This is a genomic window from Mycobacterium sp. VKM Ac-1816D, assembly GCF_000416385.1.
GTDB lineage: Bacteria > Actinomycetota > Actinomycetes > Mycobacteriales > Mycobacteriaceae > Mycobacterium > Mycobacterium neoaurum_A.
In genome coordinates, this window is the sequence record NZ_AOHQ01000120.1 from 17,225 (window position 1) to 37,725 (window position 20,501).

Genomic DNA, 20,501 nt, shown 5'->3' on the forward strand with positions numbered 1-20,501 from the left:
CCACCCTAGCCCGCGGACATCGGTACGACGGCGACCGTGAAGTCGGCCCGCTCGAACAATATGGGGGTGCAGGCCACCCCGGTGATCCGCTCGGCGAGTGCGAATGCGGCCGCACTGAGATCCAGTGCCGACACGTCGGCGTCGGGGTCCAGCGGCAGCCCGACGGCGTGCAGGTGTTCCAGCGCGGCGTCGGGGTTGTCGCCGGCCCGCTCGGACGGGAACAGCAGATCGAGATCGGTCAGTAGGCGCCCATCGTGCCACCAGGTGAACTGGTAGAGCGCGTTGATGTTGCGGAAATGCGAGACGACGGTCCGGCCCACGGTGAGCGGCCGGATGAGTTCAGGCGTGACGCCCAGATATCCGTTCACCTCGGCCATCAGCACCCAGCCGGTCTCGGTGGTGGTGACGCCGATGACCGCCTCGGTCGGGTTGTAGCACTCACCCGCATGGTCGGCGGCGTGCACCAGTAGCGCATCGATACCGGTTATCCGATCGATGGTGTCACCGCCGAGAGCGCCGATCACCTGATCCGGGGTCGCGGCATCGAGCAGTGTCACGCAGTGCGCAACGGCCCAGTCCGGCCGAAACTCCTGCCACCAGAGGTAATCCGCGATCGTGGCGCTCATACCTAGAGTCCGCGGCGGCCGGCTTTCACGGCGGCGATGGTGTCGGCGTCCCCGGTGAAGTCCACCCGCACGGGTTCGCGGCCGGCAGCGAACAGCAGCAGTTCGCCGGGCTCGCCGGACACCGTCACCGGGGCGCCCTTGCCCGCGGTGGTCAGCACGACTCCGTCGGGGGTGGACAGTGACACCTTCGCCGGGGACTTGGCCAGCGTCATCTTGGCGAACGAGCGGACCTGCCTTCGCAGTGCCGCCGTCGTGGACTCATCGAGAACCCTTGGCTCCCAATTCTTTCCCGCCCGTCGCACATCCTCGTGGTGGATGAACATCTCGGCGACGTTGACCAGCGGGTCGAGAAGTTTGAACGGCGAGTACAGCGGCGGTCCGTCGGCAACCTGACCGAGCAGGTCGTGCCAATCGGTGGAGGCGGTCAGCTGGTCCTGAACCCGGGCGGTGTAATCGGCCAACTGCGGGATCAGGATTCCCGGCGCGGCGTCGAGGCGGCGTTCCCGCACGACCAGATGCGCGGCAAGATCGCGGGTGGTCCAGCCCTCGCACAGGGTCGGAGCATCGGGGCCTGCGGCACGCATGGTGGCCACCAGCGCGGCGCGCTCGTTGCGGGCAATGCTCATAGCGGTAGGCCGTTCATCAGTACGTCTCCACACCTTCGATCCGGACGAACATTCCATGCCCGGTTCCGTCGTTGGTGAAACGGGTGCCGTCCTCGGTGGCGACGATCGTCCAGCCCAGCGCGGTGTAGGTGCGGTAGTCCAGTTGCACCGTCGGGATGTCGCCGAGATTTCCTGTCAACCATGTGACTTCGCCGGCAGCGGTGATGTTGACCCCGTTGGCGGGAAAACCGTCGACCTCCGGGGAGTTCTCGAATTCGGCCTCGCAGCCGACCGCCCGGTCGGAGATCTGGCAGCGCGTCTGGCCTGATTTCGTCTCGATGAAGACGTAGCCGTTCTGCGGGGCCAGGTTCTCGCCACCCGGAGGCACGGTGACCGGCGGCGGGGCCGGGGCCGGGGTGATGGGCGACTGGGTGGGCGTGGTGGTGGTGCGGTCCGGGCGCGAGGTGGGGAAGTCCGGCTCGGTGCCTGTGGGTCCGGCGCCTACCGGGCGGCCCTCGGTGCTGTCCGAACACCCGCCGATCAGCAGCGCCAGAGCGATGCCGCCGCTGCCGAACCACAGCGCTGTCCGTTTCGCCCCACCCGTCACACCTGCGAGGCTACCGTCGCGACGCGGTTACAGGTGCAGGGCGTGCCGGACGAGCTGGGGTAGCGCGCTCACCGCGGCCGGCTCGTTGCCGAAGTTCTCGATCAGCACCACCTGGAGTTCACCGACGACGCCGCCGAGGACGGCGCCGACGGCGATCATCGTCGGCTCGTCGTCCTTGAACACCGGTCGCAGGATGGACTCGTACTCCTCGTTGGTGAGCTGGCCCATCTTCTCGATGATGGTGTTCTCCAGATCGAGGGTCTTCATGGCGTAGTCCTGCGCCTCCACCAGTGTGGTGGGCAGCCGCTCCAGTACGACCTGAACCAGGCTGTCTTTCAATGCGTTGTATCGCTGGCTGCCGACGGCGAGCTTGACCAGTGGGGTGGCCACCCCGGTCTGGGCGTCGATCGCCGCGCTGACCTCCTTGCCGACCAGGCTGAACAACTTGTCCGCGCCCGGTCCGCGTAACACCCCGTCGAACAGGATCTCCGGGGAGAACAGATCATCGGCCAGGATCCTCGCGTAATCGCGGGTGACCTTGTCACGCTGGGCGTGCAGCAGTCCCTGGAAGGGGATGAAGCCCAGGTACTTCTTCGGCTCGATCGGCCGGAACAGCATGTTCAACGCGATGTAGTCGCTGATGAAGCCGACACCGAAACCGAACGCCGGCATGATCCACGGGTTCTGGAACAGAGCCCACGCGATCATCTGCACGACACCGATGACCAGACCGAAATAGATGCCGCTGCGCCGGACGAACGCCATCGCGTCATCGCCCATCCCGCGCATCAGCTTGTTGAGCTTGTCCTTGTTGCGCACCAATGTGGTGACGGCGAGGAACTGGATGTCGACGAAACGCGGGAGGTCGGCCCGCATCTCGTTGAGCAGTGACTCGACCACGCGGGGGGTCTCGTCCTGGATGCGCTTCTGGATGGCACGTCGGGCCGGGTCGGGCAGGGCGTCCCACAGGCCGGGCCGGATCTGCTCGGCGACCTCGCGGGACACCTCGTCGATGGCCTCGGTGAGTGGTTCACGCAGTGCCTCGACCGCTTCCCTGGCGTCGACGCGTTCGAGCAGTTCCTCGGGTTTGAGCAGATTCTGGGTGAGTAGTTCGATGGTCTTCGAGCCGACCTTGCCTGCCCGGCGCGGGACGATGCCTTGCCATCCGAACGGGCCGATGCCGCGGAATTCCATTGGCCGGTAGAGCATTTCGACCGCGACGATCTTGGTGCTCCAGCCGACGAAGGCGGCCACGAACGGCATCGACAGATAGATGAACCAGTTGACCTCGAAGTCGGCGGTGATCTCCCGCCAGGACTGGATGGCGAGCAGGGTCTCGTTAGCCATCGGCGACGGCAGCCGCCCACAGACCCATGCCGAGCGTGGAGAGGCTCAGGGAGAGCTTCTCCGTCCTGGCGATCAACGGACCCTTCGAGGCACCCTTCACCGCCTTGAGCACCATCGGTTCGGCCATCAGCACCTCGTAGTCGGATTTCTTGGACGGGTCCTCCGGACCGGTCTCGACAAGACCAAGGGATAGCAGATGATCGACGTACTGCGGGACCATATGGGGAAGTGCGACATTCGCGGTACGTCCGATGAGGCACGCATTCTGCAGGACGACCTGGTTGCGGGACCGGCTGTAGATGTTGACCAGCGGGGAGGAGGTCCCGTCGGACAGCGCGCCGATGATGCGGGCCTCGTCGGCCACCAGCTGGTCAAGCAGGCGGTGGTAGAGCTCCTGCTGACTGCCCGCGGTGCTCTGGTCCAGGGCCCTGTCCAACAGGCGACCCAGTTTGGTGTGCAGCGAGTCATGCGGTGAGGCCTCGGGTTGAGGCAGCGGCCGCGGGGTGGGCTCGACGGCGTCCAGGCGGTTCTTGACGTAGGTGACGACCTGCTCCTCGCCCCACGCGGCCAGCTTGAGGCCCGTCTTGGCCGCGTCGACCGCACGATCGGTGAGCCCCAGCGGATCGAACCACTTCGGCACCACCGGCTGCTGTTTCGGGGTACGCACCGCGATCGCGATGTCGCCGAGAGGCGTGGAGAAGCGGAACCCGCGCCGGTTGAAACCGTTGCGTTTGACCGGCGCCTTGTCGGTGACCACGCCCTCGGAAGGCTGGGCCGGCTCGTCGGGCTCGGGAAGTTCGGGGATCTCCGGCGACTCGGGTTCGCTGTCGATCACGTGTGCAGGCGGCACGTCGACCGGTACCTGGACCGGGTCGTGATGCGGAATCTGCTCTCTCACCTGTGATCGAACCCCCAATTGCGCGCAACGGATACCGCAGGTTACCGGCTGCGAAGATATCCGTGGGCGGGTGCCGTCGCGAATCGGGATCGGTAGCCGCGGTGATGCCATGGGGTGGCGGCCCGAACATCGATCGGAGGCGATCTGGATGAGGCATGTCGACATCACGGTCGGCGGCGGCCCGGTGCGGGTGTACCTGGCCGGTGAAGCGGGCCCGGCGCTGGTGCTGTTGCACGGTGCGATGCTCGACACCGGGCTGGGTGTCTGGCACGACGTCATCGCCGACCTGGCACGCGACCATCGGGTGTACGTCGTCGACCTGCCCCGACATGGCGGCAGCCGACCGTGGCGCGGCACCCTCGACGACCGGTTCTACCGCCGGTTCATGGGTGCGCTGCTCGACGAGCTCGGGCTGGATCGGGTGGGGTTGATCGGTCTGTCACTCGGCGGCGGGGTGGCCACCGGGTTCGCGCTCGAGCACCCCGACCGCGTCGATGCCCTGGTCGCGATCGGTCCGGGCGGGCTCGACGCCGTCCGCCCCTACCAGTTCCTCACCTGGGTGGTCACCCGGACGCCGGGATTGCTGCGGGCGACCAGCTGGCTGCTGGCCAGGTTTCCCGGACTGGTCCGGTCGTCGCTGGCGGCCACCCTGACCGCGGGTGTAGATACCCCGGGCTTCGACCGCATCGTCGGATCCGCGGTCGAGGAGGCCCTGGCGAAGAACCGTCACGGCGAGCGTGCACTCGACGACTGGCAGGTCCAGGCCTACGCGCCGCGAACGATGCGGGTGTATCTGACTCCCGAGCTGCACCGCCTGGCCGTCCCGACACTGTGGATTCGCGGCAGCGGCGATCCGTTGGTCGGCGCCGACGTGCTGGACGAGGCGCACGCCCGGACCCCGGATTCGCAGTTGGTCGCCATCGCCGGGGCGGGCCACATCGTCACCTACGACCAGCCCGCCGAGGTTCTCCGCGTGCTGCGCGAGTTCCTGCGCTCTCGCCGAGAGTGACGTTTCGGCTGTTCGGGGCACATCCGCCACGACCGCAGCGTCACTTTCGGCGAGGTGGGCAGGTCCGGGAACAAATCGCGGCGACGGTGACGTTGACCAATTCGACAACAACTTGAGTGAATCAGACTCAACTTCCACTTGACAGGGTGAACCGGTCGGGTGCAGGCTTGAGTGAGGTTCACTCAGATCCTATTCAAGCCAAACAGGAGGCAATGAACTATGGCTCGTGCGGTCGGTATCGACCTCGGGACCACCAACTCCGTCGTCGCAGTGCTGGAGGGTGGCGACCCGGTCGTCGTCGCCAACTCAGAGGGCTCCCGGACCACCCCGTCGGTCGTCGCGTTCGCGCGCAACGGCGAGGTGCTGGTCGGTCAGCCCGCCAAGAACCAAGCGGTCACCAACGTCGACCGCACCATCCGCTCGGTGAAGCGGCACATGGGTAAGGACTGGACCGTCGAAATCGACGGCAAGGACTACACCCCGCAGGAGATCAGCGCGCGCACGCTGCAGAAGCTCAAGCGCGACGCCGAGGCCTACCTCGGTGAGGACATCACCGACGCCGTCATCACGGTGCCCGCGTACTTCAACGACGCCGAGCGGCAGGCCACCAAGGAAGCCGGCCAGATCGCCGGCCTCAACGTCCTGCGCATCGTCAACGAGCCCACCGCGGCCGCCCTGGCCTACGGTCTGGACAAGGGACAGAAGGAACAGACCATCCTGGTCTTCGACCTCGGCGGCGGCACGTTCGACGTGTCCCTGCTGGAAATCGGCGACGGTGTCGTCGAGGTGCGCGCCACCTCCGGTGACAACCACCTCGGTGGCGACGACTGGGACGACCGGATCGTCGAATGGCTGGTCGACAAGTTCAAGAGCACCAGCGGCATCGACCTGACCAAGGACAAGATGGCCATGCAGCGGCTTCGGGAAGCCGCCGAGAAGGCCAAGATCGAGCTGAGCTCCGGACAGAGCACCTCGATCAACCTGCCCTACATCACCGTCGACGCGGACAAGAACCCGCTGTTCCTCGACGAGCAGCTGACCCGCGCGGAGTTCCAGCGCATCACCCAGGATCTGCTGGACCGCACCCGTGCGCCGTTCCAGCAGGTGATCAAGGATGCCGGTATCTCGGTCGGCGAGATCGACCACGTGGTGCTCGTCGGTGGCTCGACGCGTATGCCCGCGGTCACCGACCTGGTCAAGGAACTGACCGGTGGCAAGGAGCCCAACAAGGGCGTCAACCCCGACGAGGTTGTCGCCGCGGGCGCCGCGCTGCAGGCCGGTGTGCTCAAGGGTGAGGTGAAAGACGTTCTGCTGCTTGATGTCACCCCGCTGTCCCTCGGTATCGAAACCAAGGGTGGCGTGATGACCAAGCTGATCGAGCGCAACACCACCATCCCGACCAAGCGCAGCGAGACCTTCACCACGGCCGATGACAACCAGCCCTCGGTGCAGATCCAGGTGTTCCAGGGTGAGCGCGAGATCGCCTCGCACAACAAGCTGCTGGGCTCCTTCGAGCTGACCGGTATCCCGCCGGCCCCGCGCGGCGTGCCGCAGATCGAGGTCACCTTCGACATCGACGCCAACGGCATCGTCCACGTCACGGCCAAGGACAAGGGCACCGGCAAGGAGAACACGATCAAGATCCAGGAAGGCTCCGGCCTTTCCAAGGAGGAGATCGACCGGATGATCAAGGATGCCGAGGCGCACGCCGACGAGGACCGTCAGCGTCGCGAGGAGGCCGACGTCCGCAACCAGGCCGAGTCGCTGGTCTACCAGACGGAGAAGTTCGTCGCCGAGCAGCGCAGCGCCGAGGGTGGATCCAAGGTCCCCGGGGACACCCTGGCCAAGGTCGACTCCGCCATCGCGGAGGCCAAGACCGCACTCGCCGGTACCGATATCGCGGCCATCAAGTCCGCGATGGAGAAGCTGGGCACCGAAAGCCAGGCATTGGGTCAGGCCATCTACGAGGCCACCCAGGCCGAGCAGGGTGCCGGCGGCGATGCGGGTTCCCAGCAAGCCGATGACAACGTCGTGGACGCCGAGGTTGTCGAGGATGACCAGGAGCGCAAGTGAGTCAGACCGATTCGCACGAAGAGCCGGTGACCATCACCGACAAACGGCGTATCGATCCGGACACCGGCGAAGTTCGCGAGCAGGAGCCGAACCCTCAGGGCAATCCTGAGGGCTCGGCGCCCGCCGAGGCCGCCGGTGCTCCCGGAGCCGCCGACGAGAAGGTCGCCGAACTGACCGCCGATCTGCAACGGGTGCAGGCCGAGTTCGCCAACTACCGCAAGCGGGCGTTGCGCGATCAGCAGGTCACCGCCGACCGGGCCAAGGCCGGCGTGATCACCCAGCTGCTGGGCATTCTCGACGATCTGGAACGCGCCCGCAGCCACGGTGACCTGGAATCCGGTCCGCTCAAGGCGGTTTCGGAGAAGCTGGTCACCACCTTGGAAGGACTCGGATTGAGTAGCTTCGGCGCCGAGGGCGATGCCTTCGATCCGTCGCTGCACGAAGCGGTCCAGCACGAGGGTGACGGGTCGGCCCCGGTGGTCGGCACCGTCATGCGCCGTGGATACAAGGTCGGTGACGTGGTGGTACGCCACGCAATGGTCGGAGTGGTCGACACGGTCGAGAATGCTGACTCCGGCAATGCACAACCTGCACAATCAGAAGACTAGCCAGCGAAGGAGGTGACGGATGGCCCAACGTGAATGGGTCGAGAAGGACTTCTACAAGGAGCTCGGTGTCACCTCTGACGCCGGCAAGGACGAGATCAAGCGGGCCGCCCGCAAGATCCTGGCCGAGAACCATCCGGACCGAAATCCCGGTGACTCCGCCGCCGAGGAGCGCTACAAGGCCGCCTCCGAAGCCAAGGAAGTCCTGACCGACGACGCCAAGCGCAAAGAGTACGACGAGACCCGTCGGCTGTTCGCCAGCGGTGGCTTCGGCCGCCGACCCGGCGGCGCCGGTGGCGGCTTCGGCGGGTTCTCCGGTGACGGAGTGGAATTCAACCTGGGCGACCTGTTCGACCAGGCCGGGCAGGCCGGCGGTGCCAACATCGGTGATCTGTTCGGCGGGTTGTTCGGCCGGGGTGCTCAACAGCCCCGGCCGAGCCGCCCCCGGCGCGGTAACGATCTGGAGACCGAGACCGAGCTCTCGTTCCTGGAAGCCACCAAGGGTGTGGCGATGCCGCTGCGGCTCACCAGCCCGGCCCCGTGCACCAATTGTCATGGCAGCGGCGCGCGTCCGGGCACCAGTCCGAAGGTGTGCCCCGGCTGTAACGGCGCCGGGGTGGTCAACCGCAACCAGGGCGCGTTCGGCTTTTCCGAGCCGTGCACCGAATGCCGTGGCAGCGGGTCGATCATCGAGCACCCGTGTGACGAGTGCAAGGGCACCGGGGTGACCACCAGGACCCGCACCATCAACGTCCGGATCCCACCGGGTGTCGAGGACGGGCAGCGAATCAGGCTGGCCGGTCAGGGTGAAGCGGGCCTGCGTGGCGCGCCGTCGGGTGATCTCTACGTCACCGTGCACGTCCGCGCCGACAAGGTGTTCGGTCGCGACGGTGACGACCTGACCGTCACCGTCCCGGTGTCGTTCCACGAATTGGCGCTGGGGACAACACTTTCGGTGCCCACCCTGGAGGGCAAGGTCGGAGTCCGGGTGCCCAAGGGCACCTCCGACGGCCGGATCCTGCGGGTGCGTGGACGCGGGGTGCCCAAGCGCTCCGGCGGACACGGCGACCTGCTGGTCACCGTGAAGGTCGCTGTGCCGCCCAATCTGGAGGGCGAGGCGGCCGAGGCGCTGGAGAACTATGCAAAGGCCGAGCGGGCCACCGGATTCGACCCCAGGGCGGGTTGGGCAGGAAACCTGTCATGAGCCGCCAAGAGGACGCCAGGACCTTCCTGATCTCGGTGGCCGCCGAGCTGGCCGGTATGCACGCGCAGACCCTGCGCACCTATGACCGACTCGGTCTGGTCAAACCGCAGCGCAGCTCCGGAGGAGGTCGACGTTATTCACAGCACGACGTCGACCTGCTCCGCGAGGTGCAACGGCTCTCCCAGGACGAGGGCGTCAACCTGGCCGGTATCAAACGGATCATCGAACTGACCAACCAGGTCGAGGCGCTGCAGAGCCGCGTTGCCGAGCTGACCGCCGAGGTCGACCGGTTGCGTAAACCCAGCACCGCGCTGGTCCTGTGGCAACCCCGCGGGAAGCGTCAGTCGAGCTGACCGGCGGCGGCACGCATGCGAGCATGCGTGCCGCTGTACGGATCAGATTGTGGCAGAAGTGATTTGGCAATCTTCGTCACCGCGCTGTAGTTCACGTCGACGACGTTGGCCAGCGGTGAAAGGCACAGCTGCGAACACAGCTGGTAGGCGTCCATGGTGGCGAGGTCGTACAGTTCGGTCAGCCAACGGACCATCTCCACCTGCGAGCAGCGCCACGCATCCTCCAGTGGGCGTGCCGACCCGACGGTCAGCAGGGCGTCGTCGTGTTCCAGGCGCGGCCACGCGGGTGCGCCGCCCTTGATCAGTTCCACGAGCACCGTGACGTTCATCGCGCCCTCCAGTGCGGTGCCACAGGTTTCCCCCTCGCCCTGCCGGTAGTGGCCGTCGCCCACCGAGAACAGTGCACCTTCCACATTCACCCCGAGGTACACCGTGGTGCCGGCGCGCAGTTCGGGGGTATCCATGTTGCCGCCGAAGTAGTCCGGCACCAACGTCGTTCGCACCTCCCGCAGCGCGGGGGCGACCCCGACGGTGCCGAGCATCGGAGCCAGTGGCACCGTCAGCGTGAAATCGGTTTCGTGCGCGGTGAAGACCGCGGTGGATTCCGCGCGATCGATCTGGTAGATCCAGGTCTTCTCGGGTAGCGCAGGCTGCAGGCCAGCGGTCCGGTCGGTGCCGGTGAGCGCCCCGAACAACGGAATGGTGGTCGACGCGGCCCAGTCACGCGCCGGCTCCAGTGACACGATGTGCAACGCCAATGTGTCACCGGGTTCGGCGCCCGTGACGTAGAACGGGCCGGTCTGTGGGTTGAGCTCTTTGGGATTGAGCACCTCGCTCGGTTTGTCCGAGCTCGACGTCACTCGGCCCGCGAAGGCATCCTCGGTCCACAGCTTCAGCACCGTCCCCGGCGCCACCTCCATGATCGGATCGGCGCCCCCGAACGTCCAGACGTACTGATCGGGGGTCGGGGTGAACTCAACGATGGGCACGCAGGTGCTCCTCTGGGGTGACGGTGCGCAGCGCGCGGGGCAACAGGCAGGCGAATGTGGACCCGATGACCAACCACAGCAGAGCTTGGTTGGTCAGCGACGCGAGCCGGAAATCGGCGAGGACGTCGGCGGGGAAGCCGTGCGGGGTCTCGTCGAACGACGGCAGCACCGACGCGAGGAGCGTCACTGCCACCAGGTATCCGACCGTGGCCGCCACTGTCGACGGCCAGGCCCCGACGCGTGTGCGCAGCGCGAGCCCCACCGCCAGCGCCGCACAGGCGATGGCGACCGAACCGGCGATCACGACAAGGTAAGCGGTGGTCCTGGCGCCCACGGTGGCGTCGTCGCCGACGCCGGGTGGGCTCGCCGGATAGGTGAGTAGCGGCACCGCCGAGACGACGCAGAACGCCCCCGCCGCAACAAGTGCCGCCACGGTGCGCGGATCGGCAGGTATACGCCGGTTGCGCAGCATGTTCAGCAGCACCGCGAGCGCGACGGCGAACAGCGCACCCATGATGACCGCGAACATCACCGAGCCGACGGCGGCACCGATATTCTCCTGGACTGTCCTGCTGAACACCTCGGGCTCGTGTTCGTGTGTCTCCGCGGCTGGCCCGTGCGTGTGAGCGCCCTCCATACCGATCGCCACATCGATGAGCGGGGCGATCTTGACCCGGGCGAAGCCGAAGGTGACGATGCCGGCGAGCGCGCCGGCACCGAGTCCCAGCCCGATGAGTCTCTTTTCCATTGTCGGAATCCTCTCAGTGGCAGGGGAAGCCGAGCAGATGGCGGGCGTCGTGCAGGAACTCGTGCACATGGGTGTCCGACCCGAAGACCGAGACCGCGCCCTGGTCATAGCCGAGGAAGTAGTACGCGATCAGCGCGAGGGTGACAGTGCCGGTCAACCACAGGGCCGAGCCGACGGCGGCATCATCTGCGGGGGTGACCGCAGCCGCCCGCGCAGTGCGTGAAGTGCTCATGAGGATCTCTCTCCTGACTATTAGTTCCACGCAACAAATATTCCGCTGATGTGTGATGGTTACCGTCGACCCGGACTGACGCAACCGCTACAGGCGGATAAAACAGCTCATGAAACGCATATTTAACATCCGAGCGACCGGTGGTAAATGCCGTGTTACGGATCTCTGGACGGATTGCGACCCGCGTTGCACCGGCGAATACTTCCAACTCGAAGTGTTGTGGAGACGAATCAATCGACAGGAGTGCTCAGAAAATGCACGGTCCACATGACGTCGGCGGACGGGATGGGCTCGGTCCCATCGATCCCGTGTTCCTTGAGCCGGACATTCCCAATTGGCGCTATCCCTTCGAAGGCCGGATGCACGCCGTCACCGCGATGGCGATCGCCAAGGGTGCCTTCAATCTCGACGAGCAGCGGCACGGCATCGAACTCATGGGATGGAGCGATTACACCGATTCGACCTACTACGCACACTGGTTGTTCTCGGTGGAGAAGCTGCTCAACGACAAGGGATACATCTCCCACGAGGAGATCGATGCGCGGATGCAGCAACTCGGCGCGCCGTCGATGAACCCACATCCCGACAAGCCCGACACGTTGTCCCCGTTCGCCGAACAGATGGTCGACGTGCTGTGGAAGGGCACGCCCCATGACCTGCCTGCGGATGCTCCACCGGCCTATGAGGTAGGTGCGACGGTGACGGTGCGCAATATCCACGAGGTCACCCACAACCGGCTGCCTGGGTATCTCAATCGCGCCACCGGTGTCGTCGCCAAGCAGTACGGGGCCTATCACGACCCCGCGGCCAGCGCCCACCAGCAGACCGACGTCCCACACCAGCTCTACATGGTCCGGTTCACCTCGACCGAACTGTGGGGCGAGGCCGCCGCCGAGAAGTTCGACCTGTACGCCGACCTGTTCGAGGACTACCTCGAACCCGCACACTGACGAAACTCGCAGGAAGAGAACACACATGGACTGGCTTTCACTATCCGATGTCGAGGCGCGGGTGAACGCGCTGGAATCGCTCATGGTCGAGAAGGGACTTGCCGAGCACGAGGCCGTCGATGCCGTCGTGTCGTCCTTCGAGAACGACATGGGCCCGGTCAACGGCGCCAAGGTGGTCGCGCGCGCCTGGACCGACCCGGAGTACAAGGAGTGGCTGCTGCGTGATGCCACCGCCGCGATCGCCGATATGGGATTCACCGGGCTGCAGACCGAACACATGGTGGCGGTCGAGAATACAGCGGAAAAGCACAATATCGTGGTGTGCACGCTGTGCTCCTGCTACCCGTGGACGCTGCTGGGCATCCCGCCCGCGTGGTTCAAGTACCCCCAATACCGCGCCCGCGTGGTCAAGGAGCCGCGCAGCGTGCTCGCCGAATTCGGGGTGACGCTGCCCGACGATGTCGCCATCGACGTCTGGGACAGCAGCGCCGAGATCCGCTATCTGGTTGTCCCGCAGCGTCCGTCGGGCACCGAAGGGCTCTCGGTCGACGAACTGGTGGATCTGATCAGTCGTGACTCGATGGTCGGAACCGCACTGGTCTCCGCGGGGCGGGAGAGCTAGATGACCGTCACCCAGGATGTCACCGATATCGCCGGTTTCGATGACCAGGACGGCGCAACCGCGCTGCCCCGATCCAACGGCGAATTGATCTTCGATGCACCATGGCAGGGTCGGCTGTTCGGGCTCGTCGTACACCTCTGCAAGGCAGGGACCTTCGAGTGGGACGAGTTCAAGTCACATCTCATCGCGGTGATCGACGAATCCGGGCTCAGCGATGTCTGCGACCCGGCGATCTACTACCGCCAGTTCGGGGAGGCATTCTGCCGACTGGCCACGCAGAAGGGCCTCTTCGACGCCTCGACGCTCGAGCGCCGCACCCTCGTCGAGGGTGAGCGGTTGGCGCACGCAGGCCATGACCACGACCATGACCACGACCATGACCACGACCATGACCACGGGCACGCTCACTGATGGAGAACATGCGATGAGCAAGGCCACTGCGCTGTCCATCAGCGTCGGAATCTTCGGCGCCCTGTCGACCTGGCTGACCGCCGCCGTCTGGCCGTTACCCGTATGGGTGTTGTTCCTGGCGTGGGCGTCGTTCTTCTTCGTCGGGTCCGGCATCGGTGGGCTGCTGAAATCGGTGGCGTGCAACTGGACGGGCATCGCCATCGCGACGTGCACCCTGCTGGCGGTGAACGGAACCGAGAGTGCGGTACTGCCGGCCGTCGCCGTCGGGATCGGCAGTCTGGCAATGGTTCAGGTGTCGCGGCTGCCGTGGTTGTCGGCGACGCCGGCGATCGTCTTCGGCTTCGCGATGACCGTCGGCACCATTGCGGCGACCGCGCATCCGATCACCACCTCCGGTGTCTCCAATCCGGCGCTGATCGCCGCGACGACGGCCCTGGTGGGCGCGGCCTTCGGCGTGGCGTCGGAATGGTTGGCCCAGATCGTGCTGCGGGCGTGGCCCGTGCCCGGCGAAGCCCCCGATATGGCGCAGCCGGCGTGAGTGTGCGGGTCGTGATGAGGCCGGATATCCTGCACGAACCCAATTATTCGAGATGGAAGAGATGAGCGGGGGAGCGGTGCCGACGACGACCGGTCCGGACAGCGTGTCGGAGGTCCTGTTCCGGGCCGGCCGGTGGTGGTCGGATGCGTTGGCGAGTGGACTGCTGGACGCCGATATCACCAGTATCGACGGGTGGCGTGTGCTCGGATCGCTGCGCGGCGGCGACGGATTCACGATGAGCGATATCGCGCTTGCCCTGACGATTCCGCCCCCTTCCCTGACCAGGATCGTCGATAAGCTCGTCGATGGCGGATTCGTGGTGCGTCGGGTCGATGCGATGGATCGCCGGCGGGTGCTGATCTACCTTTCGGCGCGGGGAAAGACCAAGGTGCGCAGGTTGGTTCGACAGGAGGGCCTGGTCAAATCCGCCCTCATCGACGAATTCGGTGAGGACACGGCGGTTCATCTGATCCGCACTTTGGCGCGGGTCAGCGACCTGTCGATGCCCACCTCCCGCTGAGCCCGATCGGGTGTGAGCTGTTCGGGCCGCAGGACAACTTTTCATCGAACCAACAGTTGCGCAACGCGGCGGTAACGACAGCGGTCGATGATCGAACCCGGATAGTGGCGGGACGGAGATGCGGTGATGTTCGACGAATCGGTACGGATCGGGCGCGACACCATCGACGTCGCGCTCGTGGTGCCGTTCAGCGGACCGGCCGGTATCTACGGTCCGTCATGTGAAGCCTGTGCCGAACTCGCCATCGCCGATATCAACGCCGGACCGGGTTTGCTCGGCAGACAGGTGCGATTGGTCCCCGTCGACGGAAGTCGCGCACCGACAGTCGTCGCCGCCGAGATCGCCGCGCTGATCGATCTGGGCGCCGTCGATGCGGTGACCGGCTGGCATATCTCACCGGTGCGCAAGGCGATTGCCGAGGTCACCGCCGGCCGGGTGCCGTATGTCTACGGGCCGCTGTATGAGGGCGGCGAGCGCACGCCCGGTCTCTTCCTGACCGGCGAAACCCCGTCCAGGCAGCTGCTGCCGGCGATGAACTGGATGAAATCGGAGTACGGCATCGATCGCTGGGTGGTGATCGGTAACGACTACGTCTGGCCACGGGAGACCGGGTCGGCGGCGCGGGTTCACGCCAGGGCTTCCGGGCAACCGCTGCTGGCAGAGATGTACTTCCCGCTGGGAACCGACGATTTCGGTGCGGCAATCCGCCAGATCGAACAGACCGAGGCCACCGGGGTCCTGCTGCTGTTGGTCGGTGGCGACGGTGTCGCGTTCAACCGCCAGTTCGCGGCCGCGGGCCTGGGTCGGGCGGTACCCAGGCTGAGCCCGCACGTCGAGGAGAACATGCTGCTGGCCAGTGGACCCGAGAGCAACGAGGGTCTGTTCGCCGCCGCCGGGTACTTCGAGGCACTGAACACCACTGCCAGTATGGATTTCGCCCGCCACTATTACGGTCATTTCGGGGCTGCGGCGCCGGCCCTGAACAGTATCGGTGAATCCTGTTACGAGGCACTGACATTGTTCGTGACGCTGGTCTCACGTGCCGGCTCACTCGGCATCGAGTCGATGACCATGGCGGCGACCGACCTGCGTTACTCCAGCCCGCGCGGTGAGGTGCGGATGCACGGCAACCAGATGTCCCAGGACATCTACATCGCCGAGGCGTTGGGGCTGGATTTCGAGGTGCGGGAGAGGATCTCGGCCGCCTGAACGGTGATGCTGAACTCGAACTCCGCGGGATCGCCCTCGGCCACCCGGTAGCCGCCGCGGCGTAACGCGTCGGTCGGCGCCGCCATCGGCTCGATGGCGACCAGGTCAGCGCCGGGCGGCGCGAACAGCTGAGCCGCCGGATAGCCACGACCGAAACGCACCTCGATGCGCCGCCCTCCGCCGGCGATGGCGAACACCGCGCCCTCGGGCACCTCATCGAAACCGTCGTCGAGCGCGCGGTCGGCCAGCGGCTCCGCAGACGCCGGCCACACCTGGTGTTCCCCGGTCGGCAGACCGGCATCGTCGACCGGCAGCCATCGCATGCCAGGAGTGCTCAACATCCAGTCGGCACGTGGCACGTCGGGGATCGTGAGATACGGGTGATAGCCGAAGCACAGCGGTACGGCGACGCCGGGCTCCGGCGCCACCGTCGTCGTAATGGTCAGCGTCCGGTCTGCCAGCCGCACCCGCTGGGTCAGCACGTGCGGAAACGGGAACGCCGCCAGCAGCTCCGGGGTCGTGTACTCCAGAACCGCGATCAGTTCGTCGGTCGAATGCCGTACCCGCCAGCCGGGGTGCGCGGCCAGGACCCCGTGCATCGGCGCGCCGTGCGGATCGGTCCGCACACCGGGCGCACCGTCCAACCGCACCGTCGCGGTGCCGACCGCATAGTCCTTGCCGCTCAACCTGTTCGCCCACGGATACAGGATCGGGATGCCCATGGTCTTGCCGTCGGCGATGTACGCATTCAGGCCGCGGCGCTGACCGAGGAACTCGGTGCCGTCCTCGGCAAGTGAGGTGCCGATCATGCCCGCACCGGGGACGAAGGTCGCGCTCAGCGAGGACGACCGATCATGGAGCACCAGGGATTCGGGCATGGCCCGTCCTTTCACGAGAGCGGATCGTGCTGGATGCGCTCCGGTGGCGCACCCTTGGCGATCAGCGCGGCCTTCGTCGCGGTCACCATCTGTGGCCCGCCGCAGATCAGGATCTGCCGGTCGCCCCAGCCGCCGTAGCGTGTCACGACCTCGGGGAGCAATCCGGTCTGGCGCACGTGCAGGCCGCGCGGTGGTGTGTGATCCGGGTAGTCGGCGGCCCACGGCGGATCGGTGGAGAATTCGGACACCGGCGTGACCGACAACCACGGGTTCATCGACGCGATCTGCCACAGTGTCGGCAGATCGTAGAGGTCGCTGGGGTACCGGCCGCCGAAGAATAGGTGCACGCGCGGGTTCTCGGCCTCCCGGCACAGATCCATGATCAGCGAACGTAGCGGGGCCAACCCGGTGCTACCGGCCACCATCAACACGTCACCGGCTTCGCGGTCGACATGCAGGCCGCCGAGCGGGTGCGACAGGCGCCAGCGGTCGCCGACCGTCGTCTCACCGATGATCGCCGGGCTGACCATGCCGCCGATCACGGATCGGATGTGGAACTCGACGGATCCGGTGCCGTCATCGGGGATCGCGGGGCTCAGGTAACGCCACCGCCGTGGCCACTGCGGAACCTGCACCGTGACGTACTGCCCGGGGTGGTACGGCAGCCGCTGGTCCAGTTGCAGTCGGACCACCGAGACATCCCGGGTGGCGCGGATGTGCTCGACGACCGTGCCGTCGCAGAACGGCGGCCCCTGCTCGGCATCGGCCGCGCCGCGCATCACCCCGATGACCAGATCCACGAAGTCGACGGTCGCCTCGGCGATCCGGCCGTCCCACACATAGGTCAGATGGCCGCGCAGGGTGGCCAGCAGCGCTTCCCGCATGGTGTCGTAATGGGAATGCGTCACACCGTATTTGCGGTGATCGCGACCAAGCTGGGCCAGGAAGGCCACCGGTTCCTCGGCGCGCTGGGCGATCATCTCACCGAGGAGCCAGCCCAGCGCCTGGCTGAGCGCACGGCGCTGGGGCGCCATATCCGGCGGGAACAGGTCGCGCACGGTCGCATCGATGGCGAACCAGTGGGTGTAGAAGCGACCGATCAGTGCGTCCGAATGAGGGCCGTTGGGGTCGACGGCGGCGCGCAGTGTCTGCAGCGCGTCACGGTCATCGAGTCCCACGTCCGCCGAGTTTAGGTGAGTCGCCACCAATGCCGACGCACGGCAGGTTGCCGCGATACCGTGTGCACCATCGAAGAGACAACGGCGATTCTGGTGTTTCACCACGGTGGCGACGGCTCGTTCTCCGAGTGGGCCGACACGGTGGTGGCATCCGCGTCGGCGGCAGCCGGTCATGTCGCGGCGTGGGTGTCGGTGGTCGACGGGCCCTTCGAGCCGGCGCTGGCAGTGAGTTTCAGCGCGGGCGCCGCGGCCGATGACTGGTTGGACAGCGCGGAGCGCGCAGAGGTGATGCGTGCCGGTGCCGCGCTCGGCTGGCGGTCCGCCGCGCCGGCACTGCTGCTTGACGGGACGGGTGCACCGCCACCCGGAATCGGTGCTTTCCGGCATCAGATCAGGGCGGGCCGGGTCGGCGAATTCCTGGAATCGCAAACCCATCTCACCGCGGCGGCGAGCGGATTCAGCGGTTACGAGGGCACCTCGTTGTTCGTGCAGGGCGAGGAGGAAGCGCTGTCGGTGCTGCGATTCCGCACCGACCGGCAGCTGGCCGCGTGGACGTCATCGCGCCAACGGGAAAATGCCCTGCCCTCCCTGCGGTCGAGCCTGCGCGGCGAGTTCGCATCGGTGTCGGGCACCACCGCGTTCGGCACCACGGTGCGCACCGAGGGCGGCCGGGTGCTGATGACGCCGAACTGGAAGTCGGCCATGCTGGTGATGCTGGTTCTCTACCCGACGGTGATGCTGTTGTCGAGATTCCTCGGGCCGCAGCTGGATCGCTCGGGAGCGGACCCGTGGCTGGCGTTGTGGCTGAGTCAGGTGGCCAGCGTCGTCCTGATGCAGTGGTGGCTGATGCCCTGGGCGTCAAAACCGTTCCGGCGCTGGCTCGATCCGGTCGAGGGCTCGGGCTGGCGCAGCAACGTGGCCGGCGCCTCGGCGATCGCGCTGGCCTACGTGGTGACGCTGTGGCTGTTCGGGACGGTCCGGTGGCTGCAGTACTGGGACTACACCAACTGATCAAGCCAATCCGTGAATACCCTTGTACAGCACCATGATGCCGATCACGAGCAGAATGGCGGCGACCAGCGTGGCGTGCTGGTGCTCCATCCACATCCGTAGCCGACGCAGTGGTCCGGCCAGTCGCTCACCGCTGATCGTGTAGGCCACGATCGGCACGATGACGGTGCTCGCGGCGACCACCACGAAGTAGGGGACCGCAAGCCAGGCGTGTTCGACACCGACACCGGCACTGCCGATGGCCAGCCCCGCGGCGATGCAGATGAACAGCACCTTCGGGTTCACCACCGCCAGCACCGCCGCGGTCGCCGCCGCGCGGGCCGGGGTCAGGCCGCTGAGCTTGCGCATCCAGGCCGGGGAGTGCTCGGACTTGTGCCGGGTGGCGAACCGGTAACCGCCGAACACGATCAGCGCGGCGCCCACCACCAGCCGCAACCAGGACGCCCAGCCCGGGGGTTCGTCGAACGATCCGACCAGTCCCGAAGCGGCCACGAAAACCGAGGTGAGCACCCCGAGCCCGACCAGCCAGCCGGCCAGGTATGCCAGCCCGGTGGGGCGGGCGCGGGCGCTGTCCAGGGCGAGCACCGCCGGGATGATCGACAACGGGGACAGCGCGATCACCATCGCCAGCGGGGCCAGCTCGGCAAGTAGTGATCCCCAACCTGTGGTCATGCAGCAGAAGGTAGCAAGGTGCCGGTCAGTATTCGCACCACTTCCACCGGCCGCCCTCGCTGACGAAGGCGATCTCGTCGGCGTCCGCACCGTGATTCTCGATCACCGCGCGCGCGGTGGAACCGTCGACCTCCAACTCCAGGATCGTCAGATCCAGCGTGCCGTCGGCGCGGGCGTCCTGCAGTTCATCGTCGGAGAACACGTCCTGAGCCAGCAGCTCGGCACACATCAACTGCCTCAGGCCATCGAAATCACTGGTATTCCAGGCCGATTCGAACTCCTGAACCAGTTCGACGATCTGCGCTTCGGCGGACCACGGTTGCACATCGTCCGGCGCCGAGGCGGTCCCGGTGGTGGACCGGGCGCAGCCGACCAGGCTCAGGGCCGTGCAGATGAGCACCACCACCAGCCGGGTCATGGTCGTTGCGAGGACCCTTCGACATCGTTGTGCCCGAGGGTGTCGACGAAGCGGGGGCCGACGCGGGCGAGCTCGTCGCGATAGGCGGTGGCCCACCCCCCGAAGGGACGGTGAGCCAGGTATTCGTTGCGGAAACGGTCGTCCTCGGAGACCTCGGTGGCACAGAAGGCCGGAATGGTCAGGTCGACCACCGGTGCGTTGCGTTCCACCTCGGCCAGCAGCAGTGGGGCGTTGCGACCGAGGAACCGGTCGATCACCCAGCCGTCCTCGCCGAGCCAGGCCGAGTAGCGGACCTTGGCGATGACATGCGCGGCGCGCGCGACGATCTGCCCGGCGACCATCGGGTCCAGATTGCGTTCGGCCTCGTATCGGGTGCCACCGGCGGCGGGGCCCTTGGCGGTCATGGTGCCGATGGCGTCGTCGCCGAGCGCGTCGATCAGCTCGGCCGGCGTGGCATCGAGGTTTTCCGGTGCGGAACCTTGCAGGCGGATGCGCACCGCGTACCCGTCGGCGGCGAACAGGTAGGCCTGCACGATCAGGGCGGGTCGGGGATCGAGGGCGGCGACGGCGGGCAGCTGTTCGACGTAGAACTTGCGCTCGAACTCGAAGTCCCCGAATTCCTGGGATTCGGACATGAACCGACGTTAGTCCCTAGCCGCCACTGCGGCCGGGCGCGGAGACTGTGTGTCACCGACGTCTAAAAAAGATAGACTTGAGCGGAACAGACTCAACCTTGACTGCGTTGCACTACACGACAAGCATTTTTACCAAGCTGCACAACCTAGAAAGGTAGGTGTC

Annotated in this window: 25 protein-coding genes; 12 read left to right on the forward strand and 13 right to left on the reverse strand. The window is 66.5% G+C overall.

Annotated features, from left to right (window positions below; translation table 11 throughout):
• Positions 1-5: 5 nt before the first annotated feature.
• The 5 genes from G154_RS06520 to G154_RS27055 are packed head-to-tail and all read right to left on the reverse strand — an operon-like array spanning position 6 to position 4,083.
• Positions 6-626 carry a DUF6461 domain-containing protein gene (locus G154_RS06520; protein ID WP_019512848.1) on the reverse strand — a complete coding sequence of 207 codons (621 nt, stop codon included), beginning with the start codon at positions 624-626 and terminating at the stop codon, positions 6-8.
• 2 nt (positions 627-628) lie between these two features.
• Entirely contained in the window at positions 629-1,252 is a 624-nt protein-coding gene (locus tag G154_RS06525) for a TIGR03085 family metal-binding protein (RefSeq protein WP_019512847.1), read from the reverse strand.
• Between the two features lie 16 nt (positions 1,253-1,268).
• The gene (locus G154_RS06530; protein WP_045546650.1) at positions 1,269-1,811 is read right to left on the reverse strand and encodes a hypothetical protein; all 543 of its coding nucleotides are present in this window, start codon (positions 1,809-1,811) and stop codon (positions 1,269-1,271) included.
• 54 nt (positions 1,812-1,865) lie between these two features.
• A complete protein-coding gene (locus G154_RS06535; RefSeq protein ID WP_019512845.1) occupies positions 1,866-3,185 on the reverse strand; it encodes a DUF445 family protein in 1,320 nt (439 codons plus the stop codon).
• Positions 3,178-4,083 carry an Abi-alpha family protein gene (locus G154_RS27055; RefSeq protein WP_019512844.1) on the reverse strand — a complete coding sequence of 302 codons (906 nt, stop codon included), beginning with the start codon at positions 4,081-4,083 and terminating at the stop codon, positions 3,178-3,180. The genes G154_RS06535 and G154_RS27055 overlap by 8 nt, the downstream gene beginning before the upstream one ends.
• A 70-nt stretch (positions 4,084-4,153) precedes the next feature.
• On the opposite strand from G154_RS27055, the gene G154_RS06545 reads away from it, so the two are divergent.
• The 5 genes from G154_RS06545 (at position 4,154) to G154_RS06565 (ending at position 9,327) form a co-directional block, all read left to right on the forward strand.
• Complete coding sequence (locus G154_RS06545) at positions 4,154-5,092, forward strand: alpha/beta fold hydrolase (RefSeq protein ID WP_235215547.1); 939 nt, start codon at positions 4,154-4,156, stop codon at positions 5,090-5,092.
• 219 nt (positions 5,093-5,311) lie between these two features.
• The gene (dnaK, locus tag G154_RS06550; RefSeq protein ID WP_019512842.1) at positions 5,312-7,165 is read left to right on the forward strand and encodes a molecular chaperone DnaK; all 1,854 of its coding nucleotides are present in this window, start codon (positions 5,312-5,314) and stop codon (positions 7,163-7,165) included.
• Positions 7,162-7,773: a nucleotide exchange factor GrpE gene (gene grpE, locus G154_RS06555; RefSeq protein ID WP_019512841.1), complete on the forward strand. Its 612-nt coding sequence runs from the start codon at positions 7,162-7,164 to the stop codon at positions 7,771-7,773. The genes dnaK and grpE overlap by 4 nt, the downstream gene beginning before the upstream one ends.
• A 19-nt stretch (positions 7,774-7,792) precedes the next feature.
• A complete protein-coding gene (dnaJ, locus tag G154_RS06560; protein WP_019512840.1) occupies positions 7,793-8,974 on the forward strand; it encodes a molecular chaperone DnaJ in 1,182 nt (393 codons plus the stop codon).
• A complete protein-coding gene (locus tag G154_RS06565; protein ID WP_019512839.1) occupies positions 8,971-9,327 on the forward strand; it encodes a heat shock protein transcriptional repressor HspR in 357 nt (118 codons plus the stop codon). The genes dnaJ and G154_RS06565 overlap by 4 nt, the downstream gene beginning before the upstream one ends.
• Here G154_RS06565 and G154_RS06570 read toward each other — a convergent pair.
• Genes G154_RS06570 through G154_RS06580 form a run of 3 tightly spaced genes read right to left on the reverse strand, consistent with a single transcriptional unit; the run spans position 9,315 to position 11,296 of the window.
• Positions 9,315-10,316, reverse strand: a complete 1,002-nt coding sequence (locus tag G154_RS06570) for an acetamidase/formamidase family protein (RefSeq protein WP_019512838.1) — start codon at positions 10,314-10,316, stop codon at positions 9,315-9,317. The genes G154_RS06565 and G154_RS06570 overlap by 13 nt on opposite strands.
• Positions 10,303-11,064, reverse strand: coding sequence for a CbtA family protein (locus tag G154_RS06575; RefSeq protein WP_019512837.1), 762 nt, complete (start codon positions 11,062-11,064; stop codon positions 10,303-10,305). The genes G154_RS06570 and G154_RS06575 overlap by 14 nt, the downstream gene beginning before the upstream one ends.
• Positions 11,065-11,077: 13 nt before the next feature.
• Positions 11,078-11,296 carry a CbtB-domain containing protein gene (locus G154_RS06580; RefSeq protein ID WP_019512836.1) on the reverse strand — a complete coding sequence of 73 codons (219 nt, stop codon included), beginning with the start codon at positions 11,294-11,296 and terminating at the stop codon, positions 11,078-11,080.
• A gap of 254 nt (positions 11,297-11,550) precedes the next feature.
• Here G154_RS06580 and nthB point away from each other — a divergent pair, with 254 nt between their 5' ends.
• The 6 genes from nthB (at position 11,551) to G154_RS06610 (ending at position 15,546) form a co-directional block, all read left to right on the forward strand.
• A complete protein-coding gene (gene nthB / locus G154_RS06585; protein ID WP_019512835.1) occupies positions 11,551-12,246 on the forward strand; it encodes a nitrile hydratase subunit beta in 696 nt (231 codons plus the stop codon).
• Positions 12,247-12,271: 25 nt separating this feature from the next.
• Positions 12,272-12,868 (forward strand): nitrile hydratase subunit alpha, encoded by a 597-nt coding sequence (gene nthA / locus G154_RS06590; protein WP_019512834.1) that lies wholly within the window; start codon positions 12,272-12,274, stop codon positions 12,866-12,868.
• Positions 12,869-13,279: a nitrile hydratase accessory protein gene (locus G154_RS06595; RefSeq protein WP_019512833.1), complete on the forward strand. Its 411-nt coding sequence runs from the start codon at positions 12,869-12,871 to the stop codon at positions 13,277-13,279. It begins immediately after the preceding gene.
• Positions 13,280-13,292: 13 nt separating this feature from the next.
• Positions 13,293-13,817 (forward strand): DUF1097 domain-containing protein, encoded by a 525-nt coding sequence (locus G154_RS06600; RefSeq protein ID WP_019512832.1) that lies wholly within the window; start codon positions 13,293-13,295, stop codon positions 13,815-13,817.
• 61 nt (positions 13,818-13,878) lie between these two features.
• Positions 13,879-14,337: a MarR family winged helix-turn-helix transcriptional regulator gene (locus G154_RS06605; RefSeq protein ID WP_031601298.1), complete on the forward strand. Its 459-nt coding sequence runs from the start codon at positions 13,879-13,881 to the stop codon at positions 14,335-14,337.
• A gap of 126 nt (positions 14,338-14,463) precedes the next feature.
• Entirely contained in the window at positions 14,464-15,546 is a 1,083-nt protein-coding gene (locus G154_RS06610; protein ID WP_019512830.1) for a substrate-binding domain-containing protein, read from the forward strand.
• On the opposite strand, the gene G154_RS06615 is transcribed toward G154_RS06610, so the two are convergent.
• The gene (locus G154_RS06615; RefSeq protein ID WP_019512829.1) at positions 15,486-16,424 is read right to left on the reverse strand and encodes an aldose 1-epimerase; all 939 of its coding nucleotides are present in this window, start codon (positions 16,422-16,424) and stop codon (positions 15,486-15,488) included. The two genes, G154_RS06610 and G154_RS06615, sit on opposite strands and share 61 nt — an antisense overlap.
• 11 nt (positions 16,425-16,435) lie before the next feature.
• Positions 16,436-17,602 carry an FAD-binding oxidoreductase gene (locus tag G154_RS06620; protein ID WP_019512828.1) on the reverse strand — a complete coding sequence of 389 codons (1,167 nt, stop codon included), beginning with the start codon at positions 17,600-17,602 and terminating at the stop codon, positions 16,436-16,438.
• 60 nt (positions 17,603-17,662) lie between these two features.
• On the opposite strand from G154_RS06620, the gene G154_RS06625 reads away from it, so the two are divergent.
• Positions 17,663-18,613 carry a hypothetical protein gene (locus G154_RS06625; protein WP_019512827.1) on the forward strand — a complete coding sequence of 317 codons (951 nt, stop codon included), beginning with the start codon at positions 17,663-17,665 and terminating at the stop codon, positions 18,611-18,613.
• Here G154_RS06625 and G154_RS06630 read toward each other — a convergent pair whose 3' ends face one another.
• From G154_RS06630 to G154_RS06640, 3 genes are read right to left on the reverse strand one after another with little or no spacing between them, the layout of a single operon-like run.
• On the reverse strand, positions 18,614-19,285 hold the full coding sequence (locus G154_RS06630; RefSeq protein WP_019512826.1) for a GAP family protein: 672 nt from the start codon (positions 19,283-19,285) through the stop codon (positions 18,614-18,616).
• Between the two features lie 25 nt (positions 19,286-19,310).
• A complete protein-coding gene (locus tag G154_RS06635) occupies positions 19,311-19,703 on the reverse strand; it encodes a hypothetical protein (protein WP_019512825.1) in 393 nt (130 codons plus the stop codon).
• Complete coding sequence (locus G154_RS06640; RefSeq protein ID WP_019512824.1) at positions 19,700-20,338, reverse strand: adenylate cyclase; 639 nt, start codon at positions 20,336-20,338, stop codon at positions 19,700-19,702. Before G154_RS06640 ends, G154_RS06635 begins: the two co-directional genes overlap by 4 nt.
• Between the last annotated feature and the right edge of the window lie 163 nt (positions 20,339-20,501).